This window comes from Tautonia plasticadhaerens, from assembly GCF_007752535.1.
GTDB classification, from domain to species: Bacteria; Planctomycetota; Planctomycetia; order Isosphaerales; family Isosphaeraceae; genus Tautonia; species Tautonia plasticadhaerens.
In genome coordinates, this window is sequence record NZ_CP036430.1 from 1 (window position 1) to 22,776 (window position 22,776).

Sequence of the window (22,776 nt, forward strand, 5' to 3'; positions counted from 1 at the left end):
GTGTTGCAGAATTCAGGCACCGGGGACGGGGAGGCCGGACCGGGACCAGCCCTGGGGACGCTCGAAGCGGGGCCGAAGACCGTGGACAAGACCGACCGAGATCGCACCCCTTCGCTCTTCGACGATCCCGAGGTCGGGGACGGCGGCGACGCCCAGGGGGAGGGGGCCGATGCCTCGGCCGAGCCGGCCTTCAAGGACGAGCTGAACCTGGCCGAGTTCCCGATCGCCGCCCTGGCCGACCGGATCCCCGACGGGCAGACCACCCTGGTCTTCGAGGACCGACTCGACCGCCGGGACGGGCCGCCGATCGTCCGCCGGCTGACGATCATGGGGACGGCCAAGCACGGCCTGCCGACCTCGATGGACGACGAGGTCCTGGTCGGACTGATCCAGCTCACCAAGCGCTGGAATAATTTCACGGAAGCAAAGGTAAATTTTTCCAGGTATGAATTGATCGAGCTGCTCGGCTGGCCGCAGACGGGACAGAGCTACCGGCGGATCGAGGAGGCACTGCACCGCTGGGTCGGGATCGTCCTGTCGTATGAGAATGCGTGGTGGGACAATGCCGCCAAGAGCTGGGTGGATGAAAATTTCCACGTCCTCGACAATGTTTCCCTGTACGACCGCGAGCGGCGACGCCAGACTCGGGGCGCAAGTTCAACCCAGACAACCGGTTCGAGGAGGAGAGGCAAACGCGGGAACGCCCCGCCGCCGCTGTCGAGCTTCAAGTGGAACGAGGTCATCTTCCGGAGTTTCCAGAGCGGAAACCTGAAGCAGATCGACCTGGAATTCTACCTCAGGCTCCGCTTGCCGACGACAAAACGTGTGTTCAGATTCCTTGATAAGCGATTCTACCGCTGTGACCGACTCGAGTTCGACCTGCGCACCCTGGCCTGCGAGCACATCGGCCTGAGCCGCTCCTACAAGCCGACCGAGCTGAAGCGGCGGTTACGGCCGGCGATCGCCGAGTTGGAGCAGCACGGCTTCCTCGAGCCGACGGCCGAGGAGGACCGCTATATCCGGAAGGCCCGGGGGCACTGGCAGATCGTCTTCGTCCGGGGCCCCCGGGGGCGGTCGCCGATCGAGCCGACGGCCGAGGAGCTGGCCGAGCTGGCCGAGGCGCTCACCTCCCGGGGGGTGGCCATCCGGACGGCCTCGGAACTGGTCGAGCGGCACGCCCCGGAATTCCTCCGGGCCAAGATCGCCATTTTTGACTGGATGTCGGCCAGGGATGATAAACGGCTGGCCCGGAACCGGGCCGGGTACCTCGTCTCGTCGATCCGGGAGGATTACGGCGCCCCCGACGACTACGTCCCCCCCGCCGACGCCGATCAGCTCGCCCGGGCCGAGGCCGCCGTCGCCGAGGAGGAGCGCCGGCGTCGGGCCGCCGAGCTGGCCGAGGCCGAGCGACTCCGGGCCGCCGAGGCCGCCGAGGCCGAGCGACAGGCCGGCCTCCGGGCCCGCTGGGCGGAGCTACCCAAGGAGGACCGCGACGCCATCACCGCCCGGGTCAAGGCCACCCACCCCGGCCTCCGACGCTGGAAGACGATGCTCGAGCCCCTCTGCCTCGCCGCCCTGGAGGCCCACCTCGGGGGGGAGACGCCCCCCGGACAGGGGTCGCTGTTCACCTCGGATGGCGAAGAATGATCGCGTGAGTCGGTTCCGGCGGTTCGGGGCCGCCCCTCGGCTCAGACCCGCAGGAAGATGCGCCTCCTGTAGAGGTAATAGAGGAAGAGCCACTCGGCGACCAGCACGCCGATCGCCGCGGCGACCGGCGTGAAGTCCCCCGCGATCCGGCGGTCGGCGAGCGCGGAGACGCCGCCGAAGAAGAACCGGGAGAGCCGGTCGAAGTCGAGGAACCTGGGGACGACGTAGATGGTGATCGCGTTGACGCCGACGACCACCAGCGGGAAGGCCCACCGCCGCCAGCCGGCCGCGTCGATCACCGCGTAGAAGAGGGCCAGCAGCAGCAAGCTCCAGCCCCCGGCGACGAGGACGAAGGAACTCGTCCACAGATTCTTGATGATCGGGAACCAGATCCCCCAGGCCGAGCCGAGGGCCAGCGCCGCCACCCCCGAGGCCGCCAGCCCCGCCGCCTTCTCCCAGGGGCCCCGGGCCGATCGCAGCCAGGCCCCGGCCAGGGCGCCGAGCAGGGTCGTGGCGACGGCCGGGATCGTCGAGAGCAGCCCCTCGTTGTCGCCGTATCCGTAGTAGGGCTCCAGGATCTTGCCGGGCAGGAAGTGGCGGTCGACCCAGCCGGCGAGGTTCCCCTGCCGGGAGAAGTCGCCCGCCTCCCCCCCCGGCGGGGCCACCCCGAGCAGCAGGGCCCAGTAGCCGAGCAGGATCGCCGAGGTCACGATCAGCTGCCCCCTGGCCGAGGTGTTCAGGACGATCACCGCCGCGAACCCGTAGCAGACGGCGATCCGCTGCAGGACGCCGGCGACCCGCAGGTCGTCCCAGTCGAACTGCAGGACGTTGTTGCAGAGCAAGCCCAGGGCGAACAGGAGCACGACCCGGCGGGCGACCCTCCGGTAGGCGGCCCCCCTGCCCTGCCCTTCGAGCTTCCCGATCGAGAACGGCAGCACGGCGCCGACGAGGAAGAGGAAGAGCGGGAAGATCAGGTCGTAGAACCGGAACCCCTCCCACTCGGCGTGCTCGAACTGCCCGGCGATCGCCGCCGACCGGGGGGAGCCCGACCATTCGGCCCAGGCCCTCACCAGGCGGTCGACGCCGACGATCATGAGCATGTCGAGCCCCCGGAGGGCGTCGATCGAGAGGATCCGGCCCGTCGGGGGGGGCGTCATGGGGGCGGCCTCGGCCTTCGGGTCCGTCATGGTGATTCGGTCCGGGGTCGGGTCGGGTCGGGTCGGGTCGAAGGGCCCTTCGAGCCCGGCACCGTCGCCGGGGGGCCGGGCCCGAGCATACCCGAGCCCCATGCGGGACGCCCGTCGCCATCGGCCCGGGCGACTGGAGGGCCCGGCCGGTCCGGTCAGTTCTCCGAATCGCCCTCGCCCTGTCGGCTGGACCGGCGGTCCCGGGAGTCATAGAGGACCATCGAGCCGACCAGCGGCCGGAGCAGGTCGTTGACGACCTCGGAGCGGTCCTTGCCGACGTGGATGGCGTAGAGCCAGAGCTTCTTGTCCAGCTCCTCCTCGATGGCGAACATCCGCTGGACCCGGCGGATCTTGGCGGCCCCCCTGCCCCGGCCCTTCGACCGGCCCGAGCCCCCCGAGGAGGACGAGCCGCCCGACCTCGGGGCCGGCTCCGGGTCCGGCTCCGGCTCGACGTCGGCGTCGGGCCGCCGGCGATCCTCATCGCCGGGGTCCGAGGGGGCGGGCCCGGCCGGCCGGGAGGAGGAGCCCGCCTCGGCGACGGCCATCCGGCGCTCGAACTCGGCCTCGGTCATCGCCGGCCGGACCAGGCCGGTCCGGCTCTCGGGGCCCGGGATGCCCCCGCGTCTGGTCGCGCTCATCGCTCTCCCCCTGCTCTACTCGACCTGATCGGGGATCTCCGACCGTCGCCGCGAGGGGCCGGCCCCCCTCGCCCGGGGGCCGGCCTCCCGCGATCGTCGACGGCCCTCACGCGGCGGCGACGGAGTCGCCGCCCTCCTCCTCGATCGGTGCCTCGTCCTCGATGGGTGCCCCGTCCTCCCCGGCCGGTCGCGGGCGGGCCGGGTCGACCGGCTCTCCCCCCCGGCTCAGGAACGCCTCGGCCGCGGCCTGATAGGCCCTCGACCCGGCGCCGTAGGGGTCGTAGCGGACCAGCGGCACGCCCCGGGCATAGGCCTCCCGGAACCGGACCGAGGTCGGCACCGACCGGTCGAATGCCAACGGCCCGAAATAGGCCCGGACCTCGGCCTCGATCTGGCGGGCGACCAGGGTGCGGTCGACCCGGGTGATCAGGACGCCGGTGATCTCCAAGGGCCCGGCGTCGGTGAACTCCTGCCGGAGGGCGCCGACCTCCCGGATCAGGTCCTCCAGCGCCTTGACCCCGGCCAGGGCCGCGACGCACGGGTCGATCGGGATGACCACCTCGCCGACGGCGTAGAGGATCGCCACGTTGAGCGGAGTCTGCACCGGGCTGGTGTCGAGGATCACCGCGTCATAGCCGTCGAGCCGCCGGAGCACCCGGCGGACCCGGAACTCCCGGCCCTGCCCGAGCCCCTGGCTGCCCCCCATCTGGTCGGAGCAGGATCCGAGCCGGGCCCCGGGGGGGATCAGGTCGAGCCCCTCGACGACGGTCGGCAGGACCACCTCGGCGACCTCCCGCTCGTCGAGCAGGAGGTCGGCCAGGCCTTCCGACGGCATCCCCGACGGGAAGAGGCCGAGCGAGGCGTTGCCCGACGGGTCGGCGTCGACCAGGAGGGCCCGCCGCCCGAGGTCGGCCAGGCTCGCCGCCAGGTTGATGGCGGTGGTGCTTTTGCCCACCCCGCCCTTCGCGTTGGTCACGGCGACGCTCCGCATCGGCCGTCCCTCCCCCGATCGGGCTCCCCCCTGCCCCGCCGTTCCCCCGGATCGCTCCGGGTGCGGAGGGCCAGGTGAGGCCATAATTGCCTGGGCCGCTTCGACTCGCGGCGACACCTCGGGACCTCGGTCGCCTGTCCCCTCGAAGCCGAGGGATCAAGCGGCCGACATCCCACGTCATCGAATCGCCTCGATCCCGAGGATCCTCGGTACCCAGGCGTATCGACCGACCCGGGACCTCGGCTCCAATCTTCTCCGGTCCCAAGTCGGCCGGTCGACCTCGGTCGGTCGAGGACCAAGTCAATCAAGCCACCCTTCCCGGTCGGTCCCAAGTCGAATTGGCGATCGATTGGCCTCGGCAACCTGGTCGACCATCCGCCTTGGTCGCACCTCCGCCTCGTTCGCGGTGCTGCCCTGTTGCCGAGCGGATCGATATCCCTCGGTCGCTCGATCATCAAGGGACCAAGGGGCAAGGAAGCCTTGGCATCGGTAGGACCTTGGGGTCGGGAAGATGTCGATGCCTCGGTCCATCAGACCCAAGGAGGCAATCGATCCAGGGACCATGCTTTCCGAGCGACCTCGAAGCCTGTTGGTCCGGGTTTCCCCGCTTCCAAGGGATTCGATCACTCAAGGCCGATTGACGACCAGGGCGATTCCCTTGCCTCGATCCGCTGGCCTGTTGGTTTCGAGATGTCTGGGCATCATGGTCGACCGACGGCCATATTCGACGAGTGACCTGGATCCCCTGGAACTGAGGGAGGTTGACCGACTTGTCCCATCGAGAGCGATGTGGCCGACCGCCATTGACCCCAACATGATCGAGTTCCACAGAAGCCGCATCGACCTTGGGACCAAGGTCGATGCGGTTCCCCGATCCATCGTCCGACCATGATCACTGGGTCCATGGATCGCTTGTTGTCGATTGAACGAGGGACCAAGGCGCCTTGGTCGATTGGCATCAGGGAGCCGGCGATTCCTCGGGGCCTTGGTCAGTGGCGAATCAGGGCGACATGGGGCCCTGGTCGATGGTCGGCCAGGGCCCCATGGTCGACCGGCCGGCAACAGGCCGAGGCCGAAGGACGATCAAGGCTCCAGGGCCGGACCGGGACCAGGGGGTCAAGGGCGCCGGTCGGGCTTGATCCTTCGTTCCCTCGGTCGCCCGCCCCCCTCGGTGGACCGGGATCTTGATCCCATGGGGCAGGGGCGGCAACCCCGGGCCGAAGGGGGGAGAGCCCGGGTCGGCCCGGGAGGCCGGGGGGTAGGGGGCACCGGGGCGGCCTGCGAGACCGATCGCCCCGGCCGACCCGGGGGCGGCCGGGGCGAGGCGGGGGCGACTCGCCCGAGGCCCGGGCGGATGGGATGATCGGTACGCCAGGGCGTGCGGGCCCGGCCCGCCTCGGGGCAGGGGGGCGGTCGGCGTCGCTCCCGGGCGTCCCAGGTGTCCCGGGTCGCCGACCCCACCGATCCCGGGTGGCGTCGGCCAGCAGATCGGATCGCCCCCGTCGAGGTCCCGGGCTCGCCGACCCGGCCGCCCGAGGCCGGCCAAGTCCGGGCCCCCGGTCGTCGGGCCGCTCATGACGCCGGGCCTCCCCGAGGTCCAGCAATCCGTCCCCGGGGCAGGGGGGGGGTGAGGCCGTCCGGGCGGCGGGATCGCATTCGCAACGTCGGGCCGGAGAATTGTTTTGACGCGCCGGGGGCGCAGTAGTAGCATCATTGTCACCATGGTGACATGGTATTGCTCCTCGACGGGCCGGATCCGGTGGGCGTGACGATGCAGCCAGATTCGAATGCACGGGATCTGACCGATCGGCACCCCTCGCCGGATCTCCGACGTGGGCCGGCATCCGAGGGGCTGACGTTCCTTGACGGGGTAGGTCGGAGCTTTCATGCTCCCAGGAGACTTGCGCAGATCCACCCCGCCGATGCAGCAGCCGCCCTCATCTCCCCGTCGTCCACCGGTGTCCGACTGCGCCGCGCGACCATAGAGGACCGTAACGATGCGTCCGGGATCCTACTCTGATTCGTCCCCGTCCGATCGTCCCCGGGGCTGCCGGGAACGGTCCTCGTCATCCCAGGTCCGCAGGGCGAGGTCGCGGCGGGCCGTCCTCGAGTGGCTGGAGCCCCGGGCGCTGCTGGCCACCGTGCCGACGCCGGTCGTCTTCGACCCGGTTAACATCTCCAGCTCCGATTTCTCCGTCGACGACAACAGCGACGAGAGCAGCCCGTCGATCGCCGTCGACCCGAACAACCCGCTGCGGGTGGCGGCCGTCTGGACGCGCTGGGACACCGACCCCGACCCGGACTTCATCGGGGTCGAGGGGGCCTACTCCACCAACGGCGGCGCCTCGTGGTCGTCCTTCAACGTCAGCGGCGGCCGCCTGACCGACCCCGCGTCCAGCGCGGATGACCCGCAGAGCTTCGACCGCGAGACCGACGCCTCGGCCGCCTTCGACGCCGACGGCAACCTCTACGTCCTGTCGTCCCAGCGGACCGGGGACGCCGGGGCCGGCGTCCTGCTGCTCAACAAGTTCAGCTTCACCGGCGCCTCGCCGGTCCGGACGATCGACAACCAAACGGTCCACGGGTGGGCCCAGGATCCGGTGCTGCTGCCGACCCTGGCCGTCGACACCACGGGGGGCCCCTTCGACGGCACCGTCTACGTCGCCTGGGTCAGCAACGACGACACCCCGCCGGATACCGACAACTGGAACCCGAACGCGATCCGGGCCGTCGCCTCGTCCGACGGGGGACAGAGCTTCTCCGGCGTCACCACCGTCAACGACGGCGGCAACTTCGGCGACCAGCGGAACACCGTCCCCCGCCTGGCGATCGGCGCCGACGGGCGGCCGTCGCTTGTCTGGGACGACTTCGGCAGCGGGGCCAACGCCGGCATCCCGTTCGACATCATCGAGTTCGATCGCCTCACCGCCGCCCGGGTCCTCACGGCCGAGCTGGGGGGCGGGCCGATCCTCGACAACGCCACGACGGAGTTCACCGTCACCGTCCCGGCCGGCCTGACCATCGCCGACCTCGACGTCCGCCTGGTCGCCGTCCACGACTCGCTCGCCGAGCTGACGATCCAGCTGCAGCGGGGCGCCACGGTGGTCACGCTCGCCAACGCCGACACGCTCGGCGGCGCGACCATGGGCTTCGGGACGGGGGGCCGCCAGTACGGCGCGGTCTTCGACAACCAGTCGCCCCGGTCGATCGTCGACGCCGCCGAGCCCTACATCGGCCGGTTCCGGCCCGAGGGCAACCTGGGCGCGTTCACCGGGGATGCGGGGGGCGACTGGACGCTCCGCATCATCGACACCGCCGCGACCGCCGACGCGGGCCCGCAGAACCTGCTCGACGCGCAGATCACCTTCACCGAGGGCCTCCGGGCCGGCCCCGACCGCAACGTCAACACCAATTCCGGCCTGCGCGCCGCGGCGATCGTCCGGGGGACGCTCGACGGCGGCGGGACGATCAGCTCGCCGGCGATGCCGCGCGGCATCGGCCCGGCGCCGACGATCGCCGCGGACACCACGGCCGACGGCCCGAACCGGGGCCGGATCTATGTCACCTACGTCGACCGGGACGCCGCCGACGACGACGACAACCCGGACGACAACACCGACATCTTCCTGGCCTACACCGACGACGGCGGGCTGAGCTGGGTCAGGACCGGGGAGGACGGCGACATCGCCGGCCGGGTCAACGACGACCTGGCCGACCGGGACGGCTTCTCCGGGGCCGACCTCGACCTCGCCGAGGGCTTCTTCGGGGCCACCTCCAGGGGCCGGCCGCAGTTCATGCCCCAGGTGGCCGTCGACCAGCAGACCGGCACGGTCGCCGTCTCCTTCTACGACGCCCGGCACGACGCCTCCCGGGGGCGGGTGGCGACCTACCTGGCCGTCAGCGTCGACGGGGGGGAGACCTTCGCCCCCCAGACCTTTGTCAACCAGAAGGAGCTGGTCTTCGACGTCGCCACGGGCACCAACCGGGTCGTCGGGCCGATCCCCGACAACGCGGCGCAGGGCAACACCGTCGGCACCTTCAGCTTCGGCCACCGCCAGGGCCTGGCGGCCCTGGGCGGCAACATCTTCACCGCCTGGTCGGGCAACCTCAACGGCGGACCCGACGGCACGATTTTCCTCGACATCCGGGCCGCCCGCGCCATCACCGCCGCCGGCCCCCGGGTCGTCGACGGCACCGCCGGGGTGGTCCCGACCACCGACCCCAGCGGCACCCCCGAGGCCCGCGAGTTCGTCGTCACCTTCGACCGGCCGATCGACCCGGGCACCTTCAGCACCGACGACGCCTCGATCCGATTCCTCTCCCCCGACGGGGCGACCTCCCAGTCGATCTCGGCCACCAACGTCGTGCAGCTCAGCGAGACGGAGTTCCGCGTCGAGTTCCCGCCCCAGACCCGGCCGGGCACGTACAGCTACGCCGTCGGCCCGGACATCCGGGACCTGCTCGGCAACCCGATGGACCAGGACGCCGACGCCACGCCCGGCGAGTCGCAGCAGGACCGGTTCGGGTCGCCCGAGCCGATCGTCGGCGGCTCCCCGCTGACCGGGCCGTTCGTCCGGGACACCCTGCCGCTGATCGTGCCCGGCCCCCGGGTCGTGGCTACCCGGGCCGTGCTCGGCGACGGGACCACCGTGCCGACGACCGACCCCGCGCTCAATAGCACGGTCGTCGGCCTCGAGGTCGTCTTCGACCGCGACATGGAGGGCAACACCTTCTCGGCCGAGGACGTGCTCCGGGTCGTCGGCCCGGCCGGCGAGGTGGACCGCTCCTCGATCGTCATCCAGCAGCTCGACGCCCGGACCTTCCGCGTCCTGTTCGATGGTCAGCAGCTCAGCGGCACCTACCAGGTCGTGCTCAGCTCCAACATCCAGTCGGTCGGCGGCTACCTGGTCGACTCGAACCAGAACGCCGGCGTCGACGTCCTGCGGGGCGGCCAGCCGACGACCACCGTCGAGCTGACCTTCGCCTCGGCCGAGGTGCCCCGGACGATCCCCGCCAACGGCTCGGTCGAGTCGACGCTGGTCGTCGACAAGGCGTTCGAGATCACCGACGTCGACCTGCAGCTGAATATCTCCCACGCCAACGTCCCCAACCTGCGGGCCGAGCTGATCGGCCCCGGCGGCCAGACGATCCTGCTTTTCTCGGGCGTCGGCGCCACCGGGGACCGGACCGACTTCACCAACACGATCCTCGACAGCGAGGCGGGCCAGCCGATCAGCTCCGGCACCCCGCCGTTCAGCGACCGGTACCGGCCCCAGGAGTCGCTCTCGGCCCTCAACAGCCCGATCGGGATGCCGACCGAGGCCGGCACCTACACGCTGCGGATCACCAACACCGGCGGCGTGCAGGGCGCGCTCAACAGCTGGCGGCTGATCATGCGGGAGCGGGTCACCGGCACCGGGATCGGCGAGCCGGTCGCCGACCGCATCCGGGCCGACTTCCGCATCTTCACCATGGACCCGACCAACTCGCTGTCCAGCAGCACCTGGACGCCGGTCGGTCCGTCCTCGATCGAGGACGGCGAGGGGTCCGGACGGGTCACCGCGATCGCCGTCGACCCGTCCGACCCCTCGGGCAACACCGTCTACATCGGCGCCGCCTCGGGCGGCGTCTGGAAGACCGACGACTTCCTGACGACCGATGCCGGGGGCCCGACCTGGATCCCGCTGACCGACGCGGTCCAGGCCAACGGCCTGAACGTCGGCGGCATCGCCGTCTTCGGCCGCAACAACGACCCGGACCAGTCGATCGTCATGGTCGCCACCGGGGAGGGGGACACCGGCACCCCCGGGGTTGGCTTCCTCCGGTCGACCGACGGCGGCGCCTCCTGGGAGCTCCTCGACAGCGCCGACAACCGCCCGGCGTTCGCCGACCGCACCCGGGAATTCGTCGGCACGACGGCCTTCGCCGTCGTCGCCGACCCGAGGCCGACGACCACCGGCGAGGCGATCTTCTACGCCGCCCTCAGCGGACCCCAGGGCGGCGTCTGGCGGAGCACCGACTCGGGCGACACCTGGCAGCAGCTCCGGGCCGGCCAGGCGACCGACCTGCTGCTCGACCCCGGCAGCGGCACCCCGAGCCTCAACAACCCGGCCGGCAACCTCCAGGTCGTCTACGCCGCCTTCCGCGGCGAGGGGGTCTACCTCAGCCCGAACCAGGGGCAGCAGTTCAACGTGATGCCCGGCGGCATCGGCAAGCCCCGGGTCCGCGACGGCGACGGGTTCGACCCGCCGGAAATCCCGGTGACCAACGCGGGAGTCAACCCCAACGGGATCGACGGCCGGATCGTCCTGGCCAAGCCCGCCCTGACCGGGGACGCCCGCCAGGACCTGCTCTACCAGGGCTGGCTCTACGCCGCGGTGGCCAATCCCAACGGCACCCTCAACGGCCTCTACCTCACCAAGGACCAGGGGCAGAACTGGACCCAGCTGCAGCTGCCCAACGAGCCGACCCCGGACCCGAGCAACATCCAGTACCCGATCATCCCCTCCAACGACACCAGCCTGGCCAACTACGACCCGACGTCCAACGCCGAGTTCTCGCTGGCCAACTACGCCCTGGCGCTGACGGTCGACCCGACCAACCCGAACGTCGTCTACCTCGGCGGCACCACCAACGGGGGCGGCGAGGCGGCCCTGATCCGGGTCGACTCCACCTTCGTGCACGACGCGCACGCCTTCTACCTCAGCAGCGACCTGCCCGGCGGGCCGGTGCTGCGGAGCGACGTCAACGGCCCGGCGGTGGTCAAGGCCGGCGACCGCGACGACTTCCCCACCGGCAACGACCCCCGATTCCGGGCGGACGAGGCCGGGATCTTCGGCGCGAAGATCAACCTCTACCGCGACCCGGCCGACCCGTTCGACGCCAGCTCCACGGTCTACGTCAACAACACCGAGTCGTTCGCCAACACCGGGGCCGGCGTCCGCTGGACCCCCTTCGCCAAGGCGGGCGGCCCCTTCGCCCCCGCCCTCGACCTGGCCATCGGCGAGCAGACCAACCTGCACCAGGCGTTCAGCCTGATCGACCCGCTGACCGGCCGGGGCCGGCTGATCCTCGGCGTCGACAAGGGCGTCTACACCGGCGTCGACGCCGGGGACGGCACGCTGCTGACGCGGCTCGGCCAGGGCAACACGGTCGTGCCGACCGGCTCGCGCAACGGCAACCTCCAGATCTCCCAGATCTACTTCGGGGCGGTCCAGCCGAGCGCCGCCGCCGCCGACGTCGCTGGGGCGCTCTTCTACGCCCAGACTGACGGCAACGGCTCCCCCAGGTCCTCCTCCGACGTCCTCCAGACCGGCCAGCTCGGGTGGGGCAGCCCCCGGCTGGCGACCGAGACCGGCAGCCTCGGCGGCGCCGGCGTGGCGACCGACCCGACCGGATCGGGCGCCTCCTACCAGTACAACTGGCGGAACACCGGCGACGCCCCGAAGACCCCCTTCCTCGCCGGAGAGGACTTCCGGACCGACTTCTTCCTGGTCGACGTCACCCCCGGCAACGGCAACCCGCACGACGTGGTCGGCCGCATCGACGGCCTGGCTCCGCTGGCGCAGTGGCCGGGCATCGGCGGGGCGAACTTCGCCGTCAACCCGATCAACGCCGACCAGATCGTCATGAGCGCCCCGGGCAGCGGCCGGGTCTTCCGGACGCTCGACCGCGGCCTGAGCTGGCTGGAGGTCGGCGTGCCGGCGGCCCTAGGCAGCTCCTACTTCCCGGCCCTGGCCTTCGGCGCCCCCGAGCCGGGCGCCCAGCCCGGCAACGTCGGCGACTACATCGTCGGCGGCAACAACGCCGGGGGGATCTACATCACCCTCACCGGCGGCGGCGCCGCCGGCAACCAGTGGACCCAGATCAACAACGGCGCCCTGGCCGGCAATACCTCACCGGTCCGGGCGATCGCCACCAACCCGATCCGGGGGACCTTCGAGGCCTACGCCCTGACCGACGGGGGCCTCTACCACATCGCCGACACCCGGCCCTCCTCGGGCGCCACCTGGACGGACATCACCGCCAACCTCTTCTCGATTACCCACCAGATCTTCGGCGACGAGGACGCCACCGCCCCGCTGCTGGCCGCCAACGGGCTGCGGTCGCTGGCCGTCGACTGGCGATACGCCATCCCCGACGACTTCGACAATCCGCCCGCCAACCCGACCAACCCGGCGGCCACCCACCCCGTCCTCTACGTCGCCGGGGTCGGCGGCGTCTTCGCCTCGTACGACGACGGGGCCGACCCGGAGAACTCCTGGCAGCGCTTCCCCTCGGCCTTCCCCAACAGCATCGCCACGACCCCCCAGCCCCCCGGCGAGGGCGGCGGCCTGCCCGTGGTCGAGGTCAGCGACCTCGACCTTTCGCTCGGCAACATCAACCGGGCCACCGGCCTGCCCCTCAACCAGGCCGGCGACCCGAACCTGCTGATGGCCTCGACCTTCGGCCGGGGGGCCTTCGCCATCCGGCTGGCCCCGGTGGTCTTCCCGGACTCGCTCCGGCTGGTCGTCGACGGCGAGTCGCTGCCGGCCAACCCGAGCCAGCCGCCGGAGATCCAGCCGACCGAAGTGGTCCTCGAGGGCTTCAGCCAGCAGTCGGCCGCCGGCAACTCGGTGGGGATCCAGGCCTTCCTGCTCGACGAAGACGACCAGGTCATCGGCGAGCTGCCGATCGTCGGCGGGACCGCGACGACCGACTCGGCCGGCCGGTTCTCGATCCGGATCGAGCCGGATTCCCTGGGAGCCGACGGGCTGAAGCGGATCGGCATCCAGGCGATCGACCAGGCGGGCGTCGAGGGCAACATCGCCCTGTACGAGGTGGTCATCGACTCGGTGCCGCCGGACGCCCCCACCCTGCTCGACCTGCAGGCGGGCAGCGACAGCGGCTTCTCCGACGCCGACGACTACACCAACGCCCTGGTCCCCCCCGGCCTCGCCGCGCCGACCTTCGACGTCGTCGGGGTCGAGCAGGGCGTGACGATCCAGCTCCTGCGCAACAACGTCGTCGTCGCCACCCTGGCCGAGGCCCCCGGCGGGGTCGTGGCCATCACCGACGACGACGGCGGTGCCGGGGTCCCCGACGGGACCTACACCTATGTCACACGCCTGGTCGACCGGGCGGGCAACGTCAGCGAGGACAGCCCGGAGCTGGTCGTGACCATCGACACGGCGGCCCCCCAGGCGCCCACCACCCCCGTGCTCGTCCCGGCCGACGACAGCGGCGTCCCCGACGACGGCGTGACCAACGTCCGACAGCCGAGGCTCACCGGCACGTTGACGCTCGGCGCCAACGAGGGGACCCCGGAGAACCTGCCGCTGGTCCAGCTGAGCGTCGCCGGGATCGGGGTCGTCGGCGAGGCCCGCGTCGACGCCGACGGCACCTACGACATCCAGGTCACCACCCCGCTGGCCGACGGCGTCTACGTCGTCCAGGCCCGCGCCCTGGATCGGGCCGGCAATGCCAGCGGCGTGCTGCCGGGCCTGGTGCTCCGGATCGACACGAGCCTGCCGCCCGGCGTGACGGTCGGCCTCTCGCCGACCGACGACACGGGCCAGGTGGGGGACAACATCACCTCGGTCCGGCGGCCCAGGCTCGTCGGCTCCACCGGGGCCGGCCTGCGGGTCGAGCTGATCGACGTCGGCGGCACGATCCCCAACAGCTCGCCCGGCGCCGTCGTCGGCGACCCGGTGACCTCCCAGGCCAACGGCGCCTTCACCCTCCAGTTCCCCTTCAACCTGCCCGACGGCACCTACACGGTGCTCGCACGCGTCACCAACGCGGCCGGCAATATCCTCGACAGCACCCCGCTGGTGCTGACGATCCTCACCGAGGTGGAGCCCGGCGCCCCGACCCTCCGCCTGGCCCCCGAGTCGGACACCGGCCTCGCGGGGGACGGCCGGACCACCGAACGCCGGCCCTTCCTGATCGGCGAGTCGACGCCGGACACGAGGGTCGAGATCGTCGGCCCCGACGGCTCGGTCCTGGCCTCGGGCACGACCGATTCCCAGGGATCCTACCGCCTGAGGCTGGCCAGCAACCTGGCCAACGGCACGATCGTGCTCCGGGCCCGGACCGTGAGCGTCTCGGGCGTCCCCGGGCCGCTCGGCGCCCCGCTGACGCTGACGATCGAGACCATCACCGGCGACCGCGACCGCGACGGCCGGGCCGACCTGATCCTCTACCGCCCCGGCTCCGCCGACGGCGAGTCCCAGTTCTTCATCGGCGGATCCACCGGGGCCGGGCAGGTCCTCGGCAGCGACGACTTCCGGTCCTCCTTGCCGGGCTCCCCCCTGGCCGATGCGCAACTCCGCCCCGGCGACATCCCCATCTCCGGGGACTTCGACGGCGACGGCATCACCGACCTCGGCGTCTTCCGCCCCAGCAGCGACCGGATGCCCGGCGCCTCGGAGTGGATCATCCTCCGCTCCCAGGCCGGCCCCCAGTCGGTCCTCTTCGGCGGCTCGGGCCTCGACGTGCCGGCCGTCGGCGACTTCGACGGGGACGGCCGGGACGACATCGCCGTCTTCCGGCCGGTCAGCGACCTGCTGCCCGGGGCGGCCGAGTGGTTCATCCTCCCCTCCAACAGCGGCCAGGCCTTCCGCGTCGCCTTCGGCGCCGCCGGCGGCCTCGACCTGCCCGCCGTGGCCGACTACGACGGGGACGGCCGGGCCGACATCGCCGCCTTCCGCCCCAGCAGCGACCTGGTCCCCGGGGCGGCCCAGTGGTTCGTCCTCCCCTCGGGCCCCAACGACCTGAGCTTCTCGCAGAAGCTCGACGCCTATCCGGTCCTCTTCGGCGAGGCGGGCGTCGATCAGCCGGTGCCCCAGGACTACGACGGCGACGGCCACGCCGACATCGCCACCTACCGTCCCACCACTTCCGAGTGGTTCATCCTCCGCTCCGGCCTGCCGTTCGAGCAGGCCGGTCTGCGGGTCGAGTTCGGTGCCCCCGGCGACATCCCGGCCCCGGCCGACTACGACGGCGACGCCGTCGCCGACCTGGCCGCCTTCCGGCCCTCCTCGGGCCGGTGGACGGTCCGGCAGACGACCGACGGGCAGGATGTGGCCACCGATTTCGGCACCGCCGGGGACGTGCCCGTGCTCGCCCCGCTCGCCTACCGCGATCCGAGGTCCGACTCGATCGCCTCGACCGGATCCCGGTCCGTCGGCCAGGCCCGGCAGGTCGCCTCGCCGGCACCGACGACGCCGAAGGCATCGACGACCTCGCTCGACCTCGGCCGCCAGGCAGCCCGCCTCTCCTCCGGCTCGGCCAGCTCCCGCGTGCGGCCTTCCCAGGATCAGGCCCGGCCCGGCGGCGGTGCCCGGGCCAGTTCGAACCTCGGATCGGACGTCCGATCGCTGCTGATCAGCTGGCTCGCCCGACGCCGGGACGGTCAGCCCCGGGGCTGATCCGGCCCTCCCGGGCCTGATCGCCCCCGACATCACCCCGAGGCCCCCGGCCGCCCCTCGCCGCCGGGGGCCTCTCCGCGCGCCGAGGCAGGGCAGGGGGGGCGTCGCCGAGTCCCCGGGGACGGCGGGCGGTGGCGCCTCACCGGCGGGCCGGGACTTGACGACTCGTCTCGGTTTTCCCGGATCGGCTTCCCTCGCTCGACGCCGATCGGGGGGCGTGGCCCCTCCGGCAAGATCCCGGATCGCAGGTCAGGCGTCCTCGTCGGGCCCGGAGTCCCCGGGGTCGAGCCACGCCCACCTCGGGGAGATGAGGCGGGTACGCCGGCCGAGGCCCTCGAAGGTCAGCTTCAAGGCCTGGTCCCGGGACCTCAGCAGGAAGGCCTCCCCGGTCTCGGGGCGGGAGACGGCCAGGTCGGTGATGCCGTCGCCGTCGTAGTCGCCGGGGGCGGCCCGGTCGCCGGGGGCGCCGAAGGGGCGGTTGATGACGCCGCCGGAGGAGAGGGAGGCGAACCAGTGGGCGGCGCCCGGGACGGAGTCGCTCTCGGGGCGGAAGACGGCCAGGTCGGTGGTGCCGTCGCCGTCGTAGTCGCCGGGGGCGGCCCGGTCGCCGGGGGCGCCGAAGGGGCGGTTGATGACGCCGCCGGAGGAGAGGGAGGCGAACCAGTGGGCGGCGCCCGGGACGGAGTCGCTCTCGGGGCGGAAGACGGCCAGGTCGGTGGTGCCGTCGCCGTCGTAGTCGCCGGGGGCGGCCCGGTCGCCGGGGGCGCCGAAGGGGCGGTTGATGACGCCGCCGGAGGAGAGGGAGGCGAACCAGTGGGCGGCGCCCGGGACGGAGTCGCTCTCGGGGCGGAAGACGGCCAGGTCGGTGGTGCCGTCGCCGTCGTAGTCGCCGGGGGCGGCCCGGTCGCCGGGGGCGCCGAAGGGGCGGTTGATGACGCCGCCGGAGGAGAGGGAGGCGAACCAGTGGGCGGCGCCCGGGACGGAGTCGCTCTCGGGGCGGAAGACGGCCAGGTCGGTGGTGCCGTCGCCGTCGTAGTCGCCGGGGGCGGCCCGGTCGCCGGGGGCGCCGAAGGGGCGACGCTCGACCCGCCCGTCGGCGAAGGTGATCGCCCAGGTCGCCGAGTCCGGGTCGTAGGCCAGCAGGTCGGCCCTCCGGTCGCCGTCGAAATCGTAGAATTCCCGGATGGGCTCGGGCCCGGGAGGCTCGGGCTCGGGTTCGGGCTCGGGCTCGGGCTCGGGATCTGAATCAGGCGGATTGGAGGCGGGCGCCGGGATGAGCTGGCTGCTCGGCACGACCGAGGCCGGGGTCGAGGGGCTACTCCAGAGGAGTTCGACCCGAGCGTCCCCGGAGGACTGGCGGTATTCGAGGCGGAGTCCGACCTCCTCCCCCGCCGAGAGGTCGATCGGCGCGGATTCGAGCAGCGACGGCCCCTCCGACTCCCAGGCGTCGATGACCAACTCGTCGCCGATCCAGAGCCGGACCCCCCCGTCGGCGACGACCCGGAATGTGTACGGCTCGGCGAACTGCGGCAGCAACGTGCCTTCCCATCGGGCGCTGAACCGGCCGGGATCGATGACCGGGGGAGGGGCCGAGGGGCCCCAGTCGAAGGCGACGACGGGGTCGACCCTCACGTCGGTGAGCGAGGACAGATCTTCGCTTTCGAAGATCGAGGCGAGGAGGCCCGTCCCCTCGCCGACGAAGCCGCCGTCGACCCGGTAGACGGCCGTGAAGGTCGAGTCGGCGTCGGGGGTCGAGATCTCCCGACTCGCCGGCCCGCCGTCGGCCCAGGTGTCGAAGATCCAGGTCAGGTCGTCCCGCTGCTGGGACGGGGGGGCCCCGAGGTCTCGTCGGATGCCGACGACCCCGGTGAAGGTCTCCGGCGAGGGGACGGGACGATCGTCGAGGGTCATCCCCAGCCCCTCGGGGCTGGTCCTCATGGTCACGTCGACGGTGTCGGGGAGCAGGTCGCGGCTCGCCTCGGTCGCCAGGCCGTTGGAGTCGACGACCCGGACGTGGATGCGGAACCAGACGTCGGGCGACGTCTCGCCGGAGGTCGGGATCGCCACCGATCCGGAGGTGATCCCCGAGGTCGTCGAGAGGAACGGGTGCGTGTGCTCGTCGTGGTGGAACTCGATCCACCAGGAGAAGGCCTCGGCCGGCAGCGGGTCGCCCTGGCCGTCGACGGCGACGGCCTCGAAGTCGAGCGACGCCCCGGCCCGGTAGCGGTCCTCGAGCCTGGGGGAGAGGAACGCGACCGTCGGCGCGGCGAAGGGGAGGACGGTGAGGGCCGCCTCCTCGCTGACGACCTGGCCGAAGTCGTTGGAGACGACCACCCGGAAGCGGGCACCGTCGTCCTCCGGGGACAGGCCGGCGAGGGAGAGGGTCGGCGAGGTCTCCCCGGGCAGGTCGGCCCCGTCCCGCTGCCACTGGTACTGATAGGGGGGGGCGCCGGTGGCCGAGACCGAGAACGTGGCCGAGCCGCCGAGCGGTGCCACCTGGGGCCTCGGCTGCCGGAAGATGGCCGGCTCTTCCGTGCCGAGGTACTCGACCTGGATGATCGCCCCCGAATTCGGCTCGACCCCCAGGGAGGTGCCCTCCCCGTAGCTCAGGTAGTAGAACGACCCGTCCTCGCCGATCTGGAGGTCGACGATCGGGCCCCCGAAGTCGGTGGCGAAGAAGGTCGATTCGCCGGTGTCGAGGTCGACCCGGCGGATGCCGTTGCAGTAGTCGGCGACGTAGAAGGCGCCGGCGTACTCGCCGGGGAATGCCCCGGAGTCGGCCGGCGAGGCGGCGCCGGCGACGACGGCGCAGCCCCACATCGGCCCGGTATGGGGGTAGGCGTGGACCGGGGAGCTGAAGCGGAGATCCTCGGTCGGGCCCTCGGTCAGCGGCCAGCCGAAGTTGGCCCCCGGGGAGCCGAGGTTGACCTCCTCCCAGGTGGACTCCCCCACGTCGAAGATCAGCAGGCCGCCGGCGGCGGGGTCGTTCCGGAGCTTGAACGGGTTGCGTAGCCCGGAGGCCCAGATGGCCCGGGAGGGGCCCTCCAGCTCGTCGTAGAAGGGATTGTCCTCGGGGATCGAGCCGTCGGGGTTCAGCCGGAGGACTTTCCCGAAGAGGCTGTCGGTCTGCTGGGCCAGCCCGGGCTGCCGGTCGTCGCCCACGCCGACGTAGAGCTTCCCGTCATCCCCCCAGGCCAGTCCGCCGCCGTTGTGGACGAAGGCGTCGCTCAGGGGCGCCAGCTCCAGGAGCACTTCCTCCGGGCCGGCGAGTTCGCCCGCATCGTCGAGCGGGAAGCGGCTCAGGCGGTTGTGCGGCTGGGGCGACGGGGCGGTGTAATAGGTGTAGAGGTACTGCTGGTGGTCGTGGTCGTCGTCATGGTCGTGGTCACCGGGAGGGCCGAGCAGGATGCCGCCCAGGCCGCGCTCTCCCCCCGACGCGGCCTGGACCGTCAGCAGCGGCTCGGGCCGGGCCTCGCCCCCCTCGATCACCTGGACGCGGCCGGTCGCCTGCTCCGAGACGTAGATCCGGCCCGAGTCGTCGAAGGCCAAGCCGGTCGGGTTCGAGAGCCCCGAGACGAGCTCGCGCTCGACGAACCCGTCGGGCAGGGTCGCGAGCAGGGCCCTCGACTCGAGGTGTTCCGGCCCTTGCCAGGCGGGCAGGCATCGGCGGCGACGCCGAGATCGCGAGGGGGTCCGATCGGACGAGCGCGTCCGGAGCATCGTGGATTCTCCCAACCGGCCGACTTCGACACCGTCTCATGCTCCATTATCGGCATTATCGGTCGTCCCTCGCACGGCGCTGATCGAATCGACGGCGGCGATCCGGGGCGGCGAGCCCGGCCGTCGGCCGCCCGAGACGCCCCCCGGCGCCGGGAGGACGACCCGACGGCGACCGTCACTCGACGATCCGGGGCGCGCGCACGGAGTCGGTCGGGATGTCGGGAAGGGTGGGAGTCCATGGACCGGGAGGCGGGGGGAAGGTGCCCCTCCGATCGGGCGCAAGGGGCGTCGGTCCCGGTGATTCCCCGGGGCCGGTCCGGGATCCGACGAGGCTCGTGAATGCGCCCGAGGCGGCGACCGGGAGGGCCGACCCTCACCGGAGGATTGGTCCGGTCGGCCCCGCCTCGGGGGTCCGAGTCCCGTGCCCGGCCCGCGGTCAGGCGACCCGTCGCAGGTCGGGGTCGGACCCATCCTCGACGGCCGTCGTCTCCCCGGCGAGGGCATCGGGGACGGGAGTCCCCCCCGGCCGGAGGCGCGATCGCAGGTCGGCCAGCGCCGAGGAGAGTCGTCGGGAGGCGGCCGAGGCGAGCTGGATCGGGTTCCTCGCCGGGCGGCCCCGGGCTTCGAGCTCGGCGGAGAGGGACGCGATCCGGTCCTCCTGCCTCCGGGCGAGTTCCCAGAGCTCGGCAATCCGGATGTCCCGGGCGGCGACCTCCGACTCCTGCCAGCGGGACATCCGGAGGGCGTCCTCCCGCTCCGCCCGACGACCCTCGTCCATCGCGGCGGCGAGCCCGGCCAGGCGGCCGTCGAGGGCATCCACCGCGGTTCCCAGGCCGGCGAGCAGCCCGTCCTGGCGGGCGATGTGCCGCTGCAATTCGGCGACCTGGTCGAGCAGCCCGGCGGCGTGCTGGTCGATCCGGGCGATGTGCTCGTCCTGCCCCGAGGCGTGCGCGAGGTGGCCGGCGATGTGCCCGTCCTGGCGGGCGATGTGGGCGGCCTGGTCCGAGGCGTGCGCGAGGTGGTTGGCGATGTGCCCGTCCTGCCGGGCGATGTGGGCGGCCTGGTCCGAGGCGTGCGCGAGGTGGTTGGCGATGTGCCCGTCCTGCCGGGCGATGTGCCGCTGCAATTCGGCGACCTGGTCGAGCAGCCCGGCGGCGTGCTGGTCGATCCGGGCGATGTGCTCGTCCTGGCGGGCGACGTGGGCGGCCTGGTCCGAGGCGTGCGCGAGGTGGCCGGCGATGTGCTCGTCCTGCCGGGCGATGTGCCCCTCCAACTCGGCCAGGCGGTCGGCCAGCGACGCGGCGTGGCGGTCGCGCTCGGCCAGGCGGTCGGCCAGCTCGGCGGCCCGGCGGCCCAACTGTCGGGAGTGCTCCTCTCCCAGTGACTTCAACAGCGTCAGGCTGTGGTAGCTGCCGAGCCGGGAGAAGGCCAGCCGGATCAGCGCCGCCTCCCGGTCGTCGGCCTGGAGCAGGGGGAGCAGGCCCTCGGGGATCTCCTCGCCGACGGCCAGCACCCCCAGGCCGTGGCCGTGGATGAACTCGAAGCTCGGGTAGCGGTCCCGGACCTCCAGCCAGAATCGCCAGACGCCGAAGTCCCGCTCCCGGACGTTGGTGTCGTGCAGCAGGACGACCCCCCGGCGGCTGAGCTTCGGCAGCCAGCTGTCGAAGTCGTGCCGGACGGCGTCGTAGGTGTGGAATCCGTCGATGTGTAAGAGGTCGATCGACCGGTCCGGGAACTGCCCCAGGGCCTCGTCGAAGGTGGCCTGCAGGAGCGTCGAGATGCCGCCGTATCGGGGGTCGTGGTGCGCCCTCAGCTCGGCCAGGACCTCGGGGCCGTAGCTGCCGCTGTGCTCGTCCCCCTCCCAGGTGTCGACGGCGAAGCAGCGGGCCTCCAGGTTCAGCGAGCGGACCACCTGGCAGAAGCCGCAGTAGGAGAAGCCGGCGTGGGTCCCCAGCTCCACCAGGGTCGCCGGCCTCGTCGCGCCGATCAGGTACGCCGCGAAGGGGAAGTGCTCGGCCCAGGAGCTCCGGCACGTCCGGTCCGAAGGGGAGAAGCAGGCGGGGTGGTCGAGGAGGTTCAGCATCCTAGGCTCCACGATTGGCGGGACGCTCGACCGCCCGGGGGCCGGGGCGGGATCGGCGGCGAGCCCGGCCCCGCGGTGGGGGGCGGGCCCGCCTTCGGTGCGAGGGCCGGCGATCGTCGCCGCCCGGTCCGGTCTCAGGCGGCCGCGGCCTGCTCGGCCACCGCACGCACCCCGGCGCGGTCCTCGCAGAAGTTCGGGGCGACGCACATATATTCCTTGCGGAGCAGGAGGCGGCCCGGGGAGACCTCCCAGCACTGATCGGCCGGGTAGTCCTCGGCCCTCCAGAAGTGGTTGACCATGCTCTTTCGCGTCAACGTCGGGTCGGAGATCTTCGATCCGCCGTGGTAGAGCTGGGAATGCCAGATGAACATGTCACCTTTCTTGGGGAAGAAGACCTGCGGCTGCAGTCCCCGGGCCTCGATCTCGGCGTCGATGTAGCGGTCGAAGCCCGGCATCTCGTCGGGGATGAAGGAGATCTGGCCGTGCGAGAAGCGGTACGGCTCGATCAGGTGGCTCTTTGGGTAGTACTGCAACGCCCCGGCCCCGGGCAGGATGTCCTCCAGGGCGAACCACATTGCGACCATCCGGTGCCATCCCCGGGGCGGCATGTACAGCGAGTCGAAGTGGAAGCGCTGCTCCGATCCCTTCTCGAAGTTCAGCCCATTGAACATCAAGGGGGTCCCCTCGAGCAGCTGCGAGGCGATGCCCTGGACCCTGTCCGACAGTAGAATCCCCAGCGTGGCCGGGTCGTGCAGATACAGGTGGTTGAGCTTGTACTGGTAGTTCCTCGCCGATTCGGGCAGGTAGCGGAGGTACGTCTCCTGGTAGTTGCTGCTGCCCGTGTAGGCCGAGATGGTGGCGCCGTTGTAGATCGACTTGTCGGACCAGACCCGGTCGACGCCGTCGTTGATCGTCGCCACCTCGTCGTCGGTCAGCAGGTTCTCGACGATGAGGTAGCCCTCGGCGAAGAAGGACTCGACCTGCTCCGCGCTCAGCACTTCGCTCGACGTGGTCGTCATGGCCATCTGCCGACGCTCCTTGGAATGGGGGAAGGGGACGGATCGGATCGGGTCTCTGGCGGGTGGGGACTGGGGCCGGA

At 71.9% G+C, this 22,776-nt stretch carries 8 protein-coding genes; 2 read left to right on the plus strand and 6 right to left on the minus strand.

Features of this window, described 5'->3' with window-relative positions; all coding sequences use genetic code 11:
• The first annotated feature begins 81 nt into the window (after positions 1-81).
• The gene (locus ElP_RS36710) at positions 82-1,647 is read left to right on the plus strand and encodes a replication initiator protein A (RefSeq protein WP_145279807.1); all 1,566 of its coding nucleotides are present in this window, start codon (positions 82-84) and stop codon (positions 1,645-1,647) included.
• 41 nt (positions 1,648-1,688) lie between these two features.
• Here the strand turns inward: ElP_RS36710 and ElP_RS36715 are convergent, their stop codons facing one another.
• The 3 genes from ElP_RS36715 to ElP_RS36725 form a co-directional block, all read right to left on the minus strand.
• Entirely contained in the window at positions 1,689-2,834 is a 1,146-nt protein-coding gene (locus ElP_RS36715; protein WP_145279809.1) for an acyltransferase family protein, read from the minus strand.
• Between the two features lie 155 nt (positions 2,835-2,989).
• Positions 2,990-3,472 (minus strand): hypothetical protein, encoded by a 483-nt coding sequence (locus ElP_RS36720; RefSeq protein ID WP_145279811.1) that lies wholly within the window; start codon positions 3,470-3,472, stop codon positions 2,990-2,992.
• 106 nt (positions 3,473-3,578) lie between these two features.
• Positions 3,579-4,463, minus strand: a complete 885-nt coding sequence (locus tag ElP_RS36725) for a ParA family protein (protein ID WP_197447228.1) — start codon at positions 4,461-4,463, stop codon at positions 3,579-3,581.
• A gap of 1,997 nt (positions 4,464-6,460) precedes the next feature.
• On the opposite strand from ElP_RS36725, the gene ElP_RS36730 reads away from it, so the two are divergent.
• Positions 6,461-15,874, plus strand: coding sequence for an Ig-like domain-containing protein (locus ElP_RS36730; protein ID WP_145279815.1), 9,414 nt, complete (start codon positions 6,461-6,463; stop codon positions 15,872-15,874).
• Positions 15,875-16,123: 249 nt separating this feature from the next.
• Here ElP_RS36730 and ElP_RS36735 read toward each other — a convergent pair whose 3' ends face one another.
• From ElP_RS36735 to ElP_RS36745, 3 genes are all read right to left on the minus strand, one after another.
• The gene (locus tag ElP_RS36735; protein WP_145279817.1) at positions 16,124-19,594 is read right to left on the minus strand and encodes a PQQ-dependent sugar dehydrogenase; all 3,471 of its coding nucleotides are present in this window, start codon (positions 19,592-19,594) and stop codon (positions 16,124-16,126) included.
• Positions 19,595-20,030: 436 nt separating this feature from the next.
• Positions 20,031-21,677, minus strand: coding sequence for a class I SAM-dependent methyltransferase (locus tag ElP_RS36740; protein WP_145279819.1), 1,647 nt, complete (start codon positions 21,675-21,677; stop codon positions 20,031-20,033).
• Between the two features lie 134 nt (positions 21,678-21,811).
• Positions 21,812-22,702: a phytanoyl-CoA dioxygenase family protein gene (locus ElP_RS36745; protein WP_145279821.1), complete on the minus strand. Its 891-nt coding sequence runs from the start codon at positions 22,700-22,702 to the stop codon at positions 21,812-21,814.
• Positions 22,703-22,776: the final 74 nt, after the last annotated feature.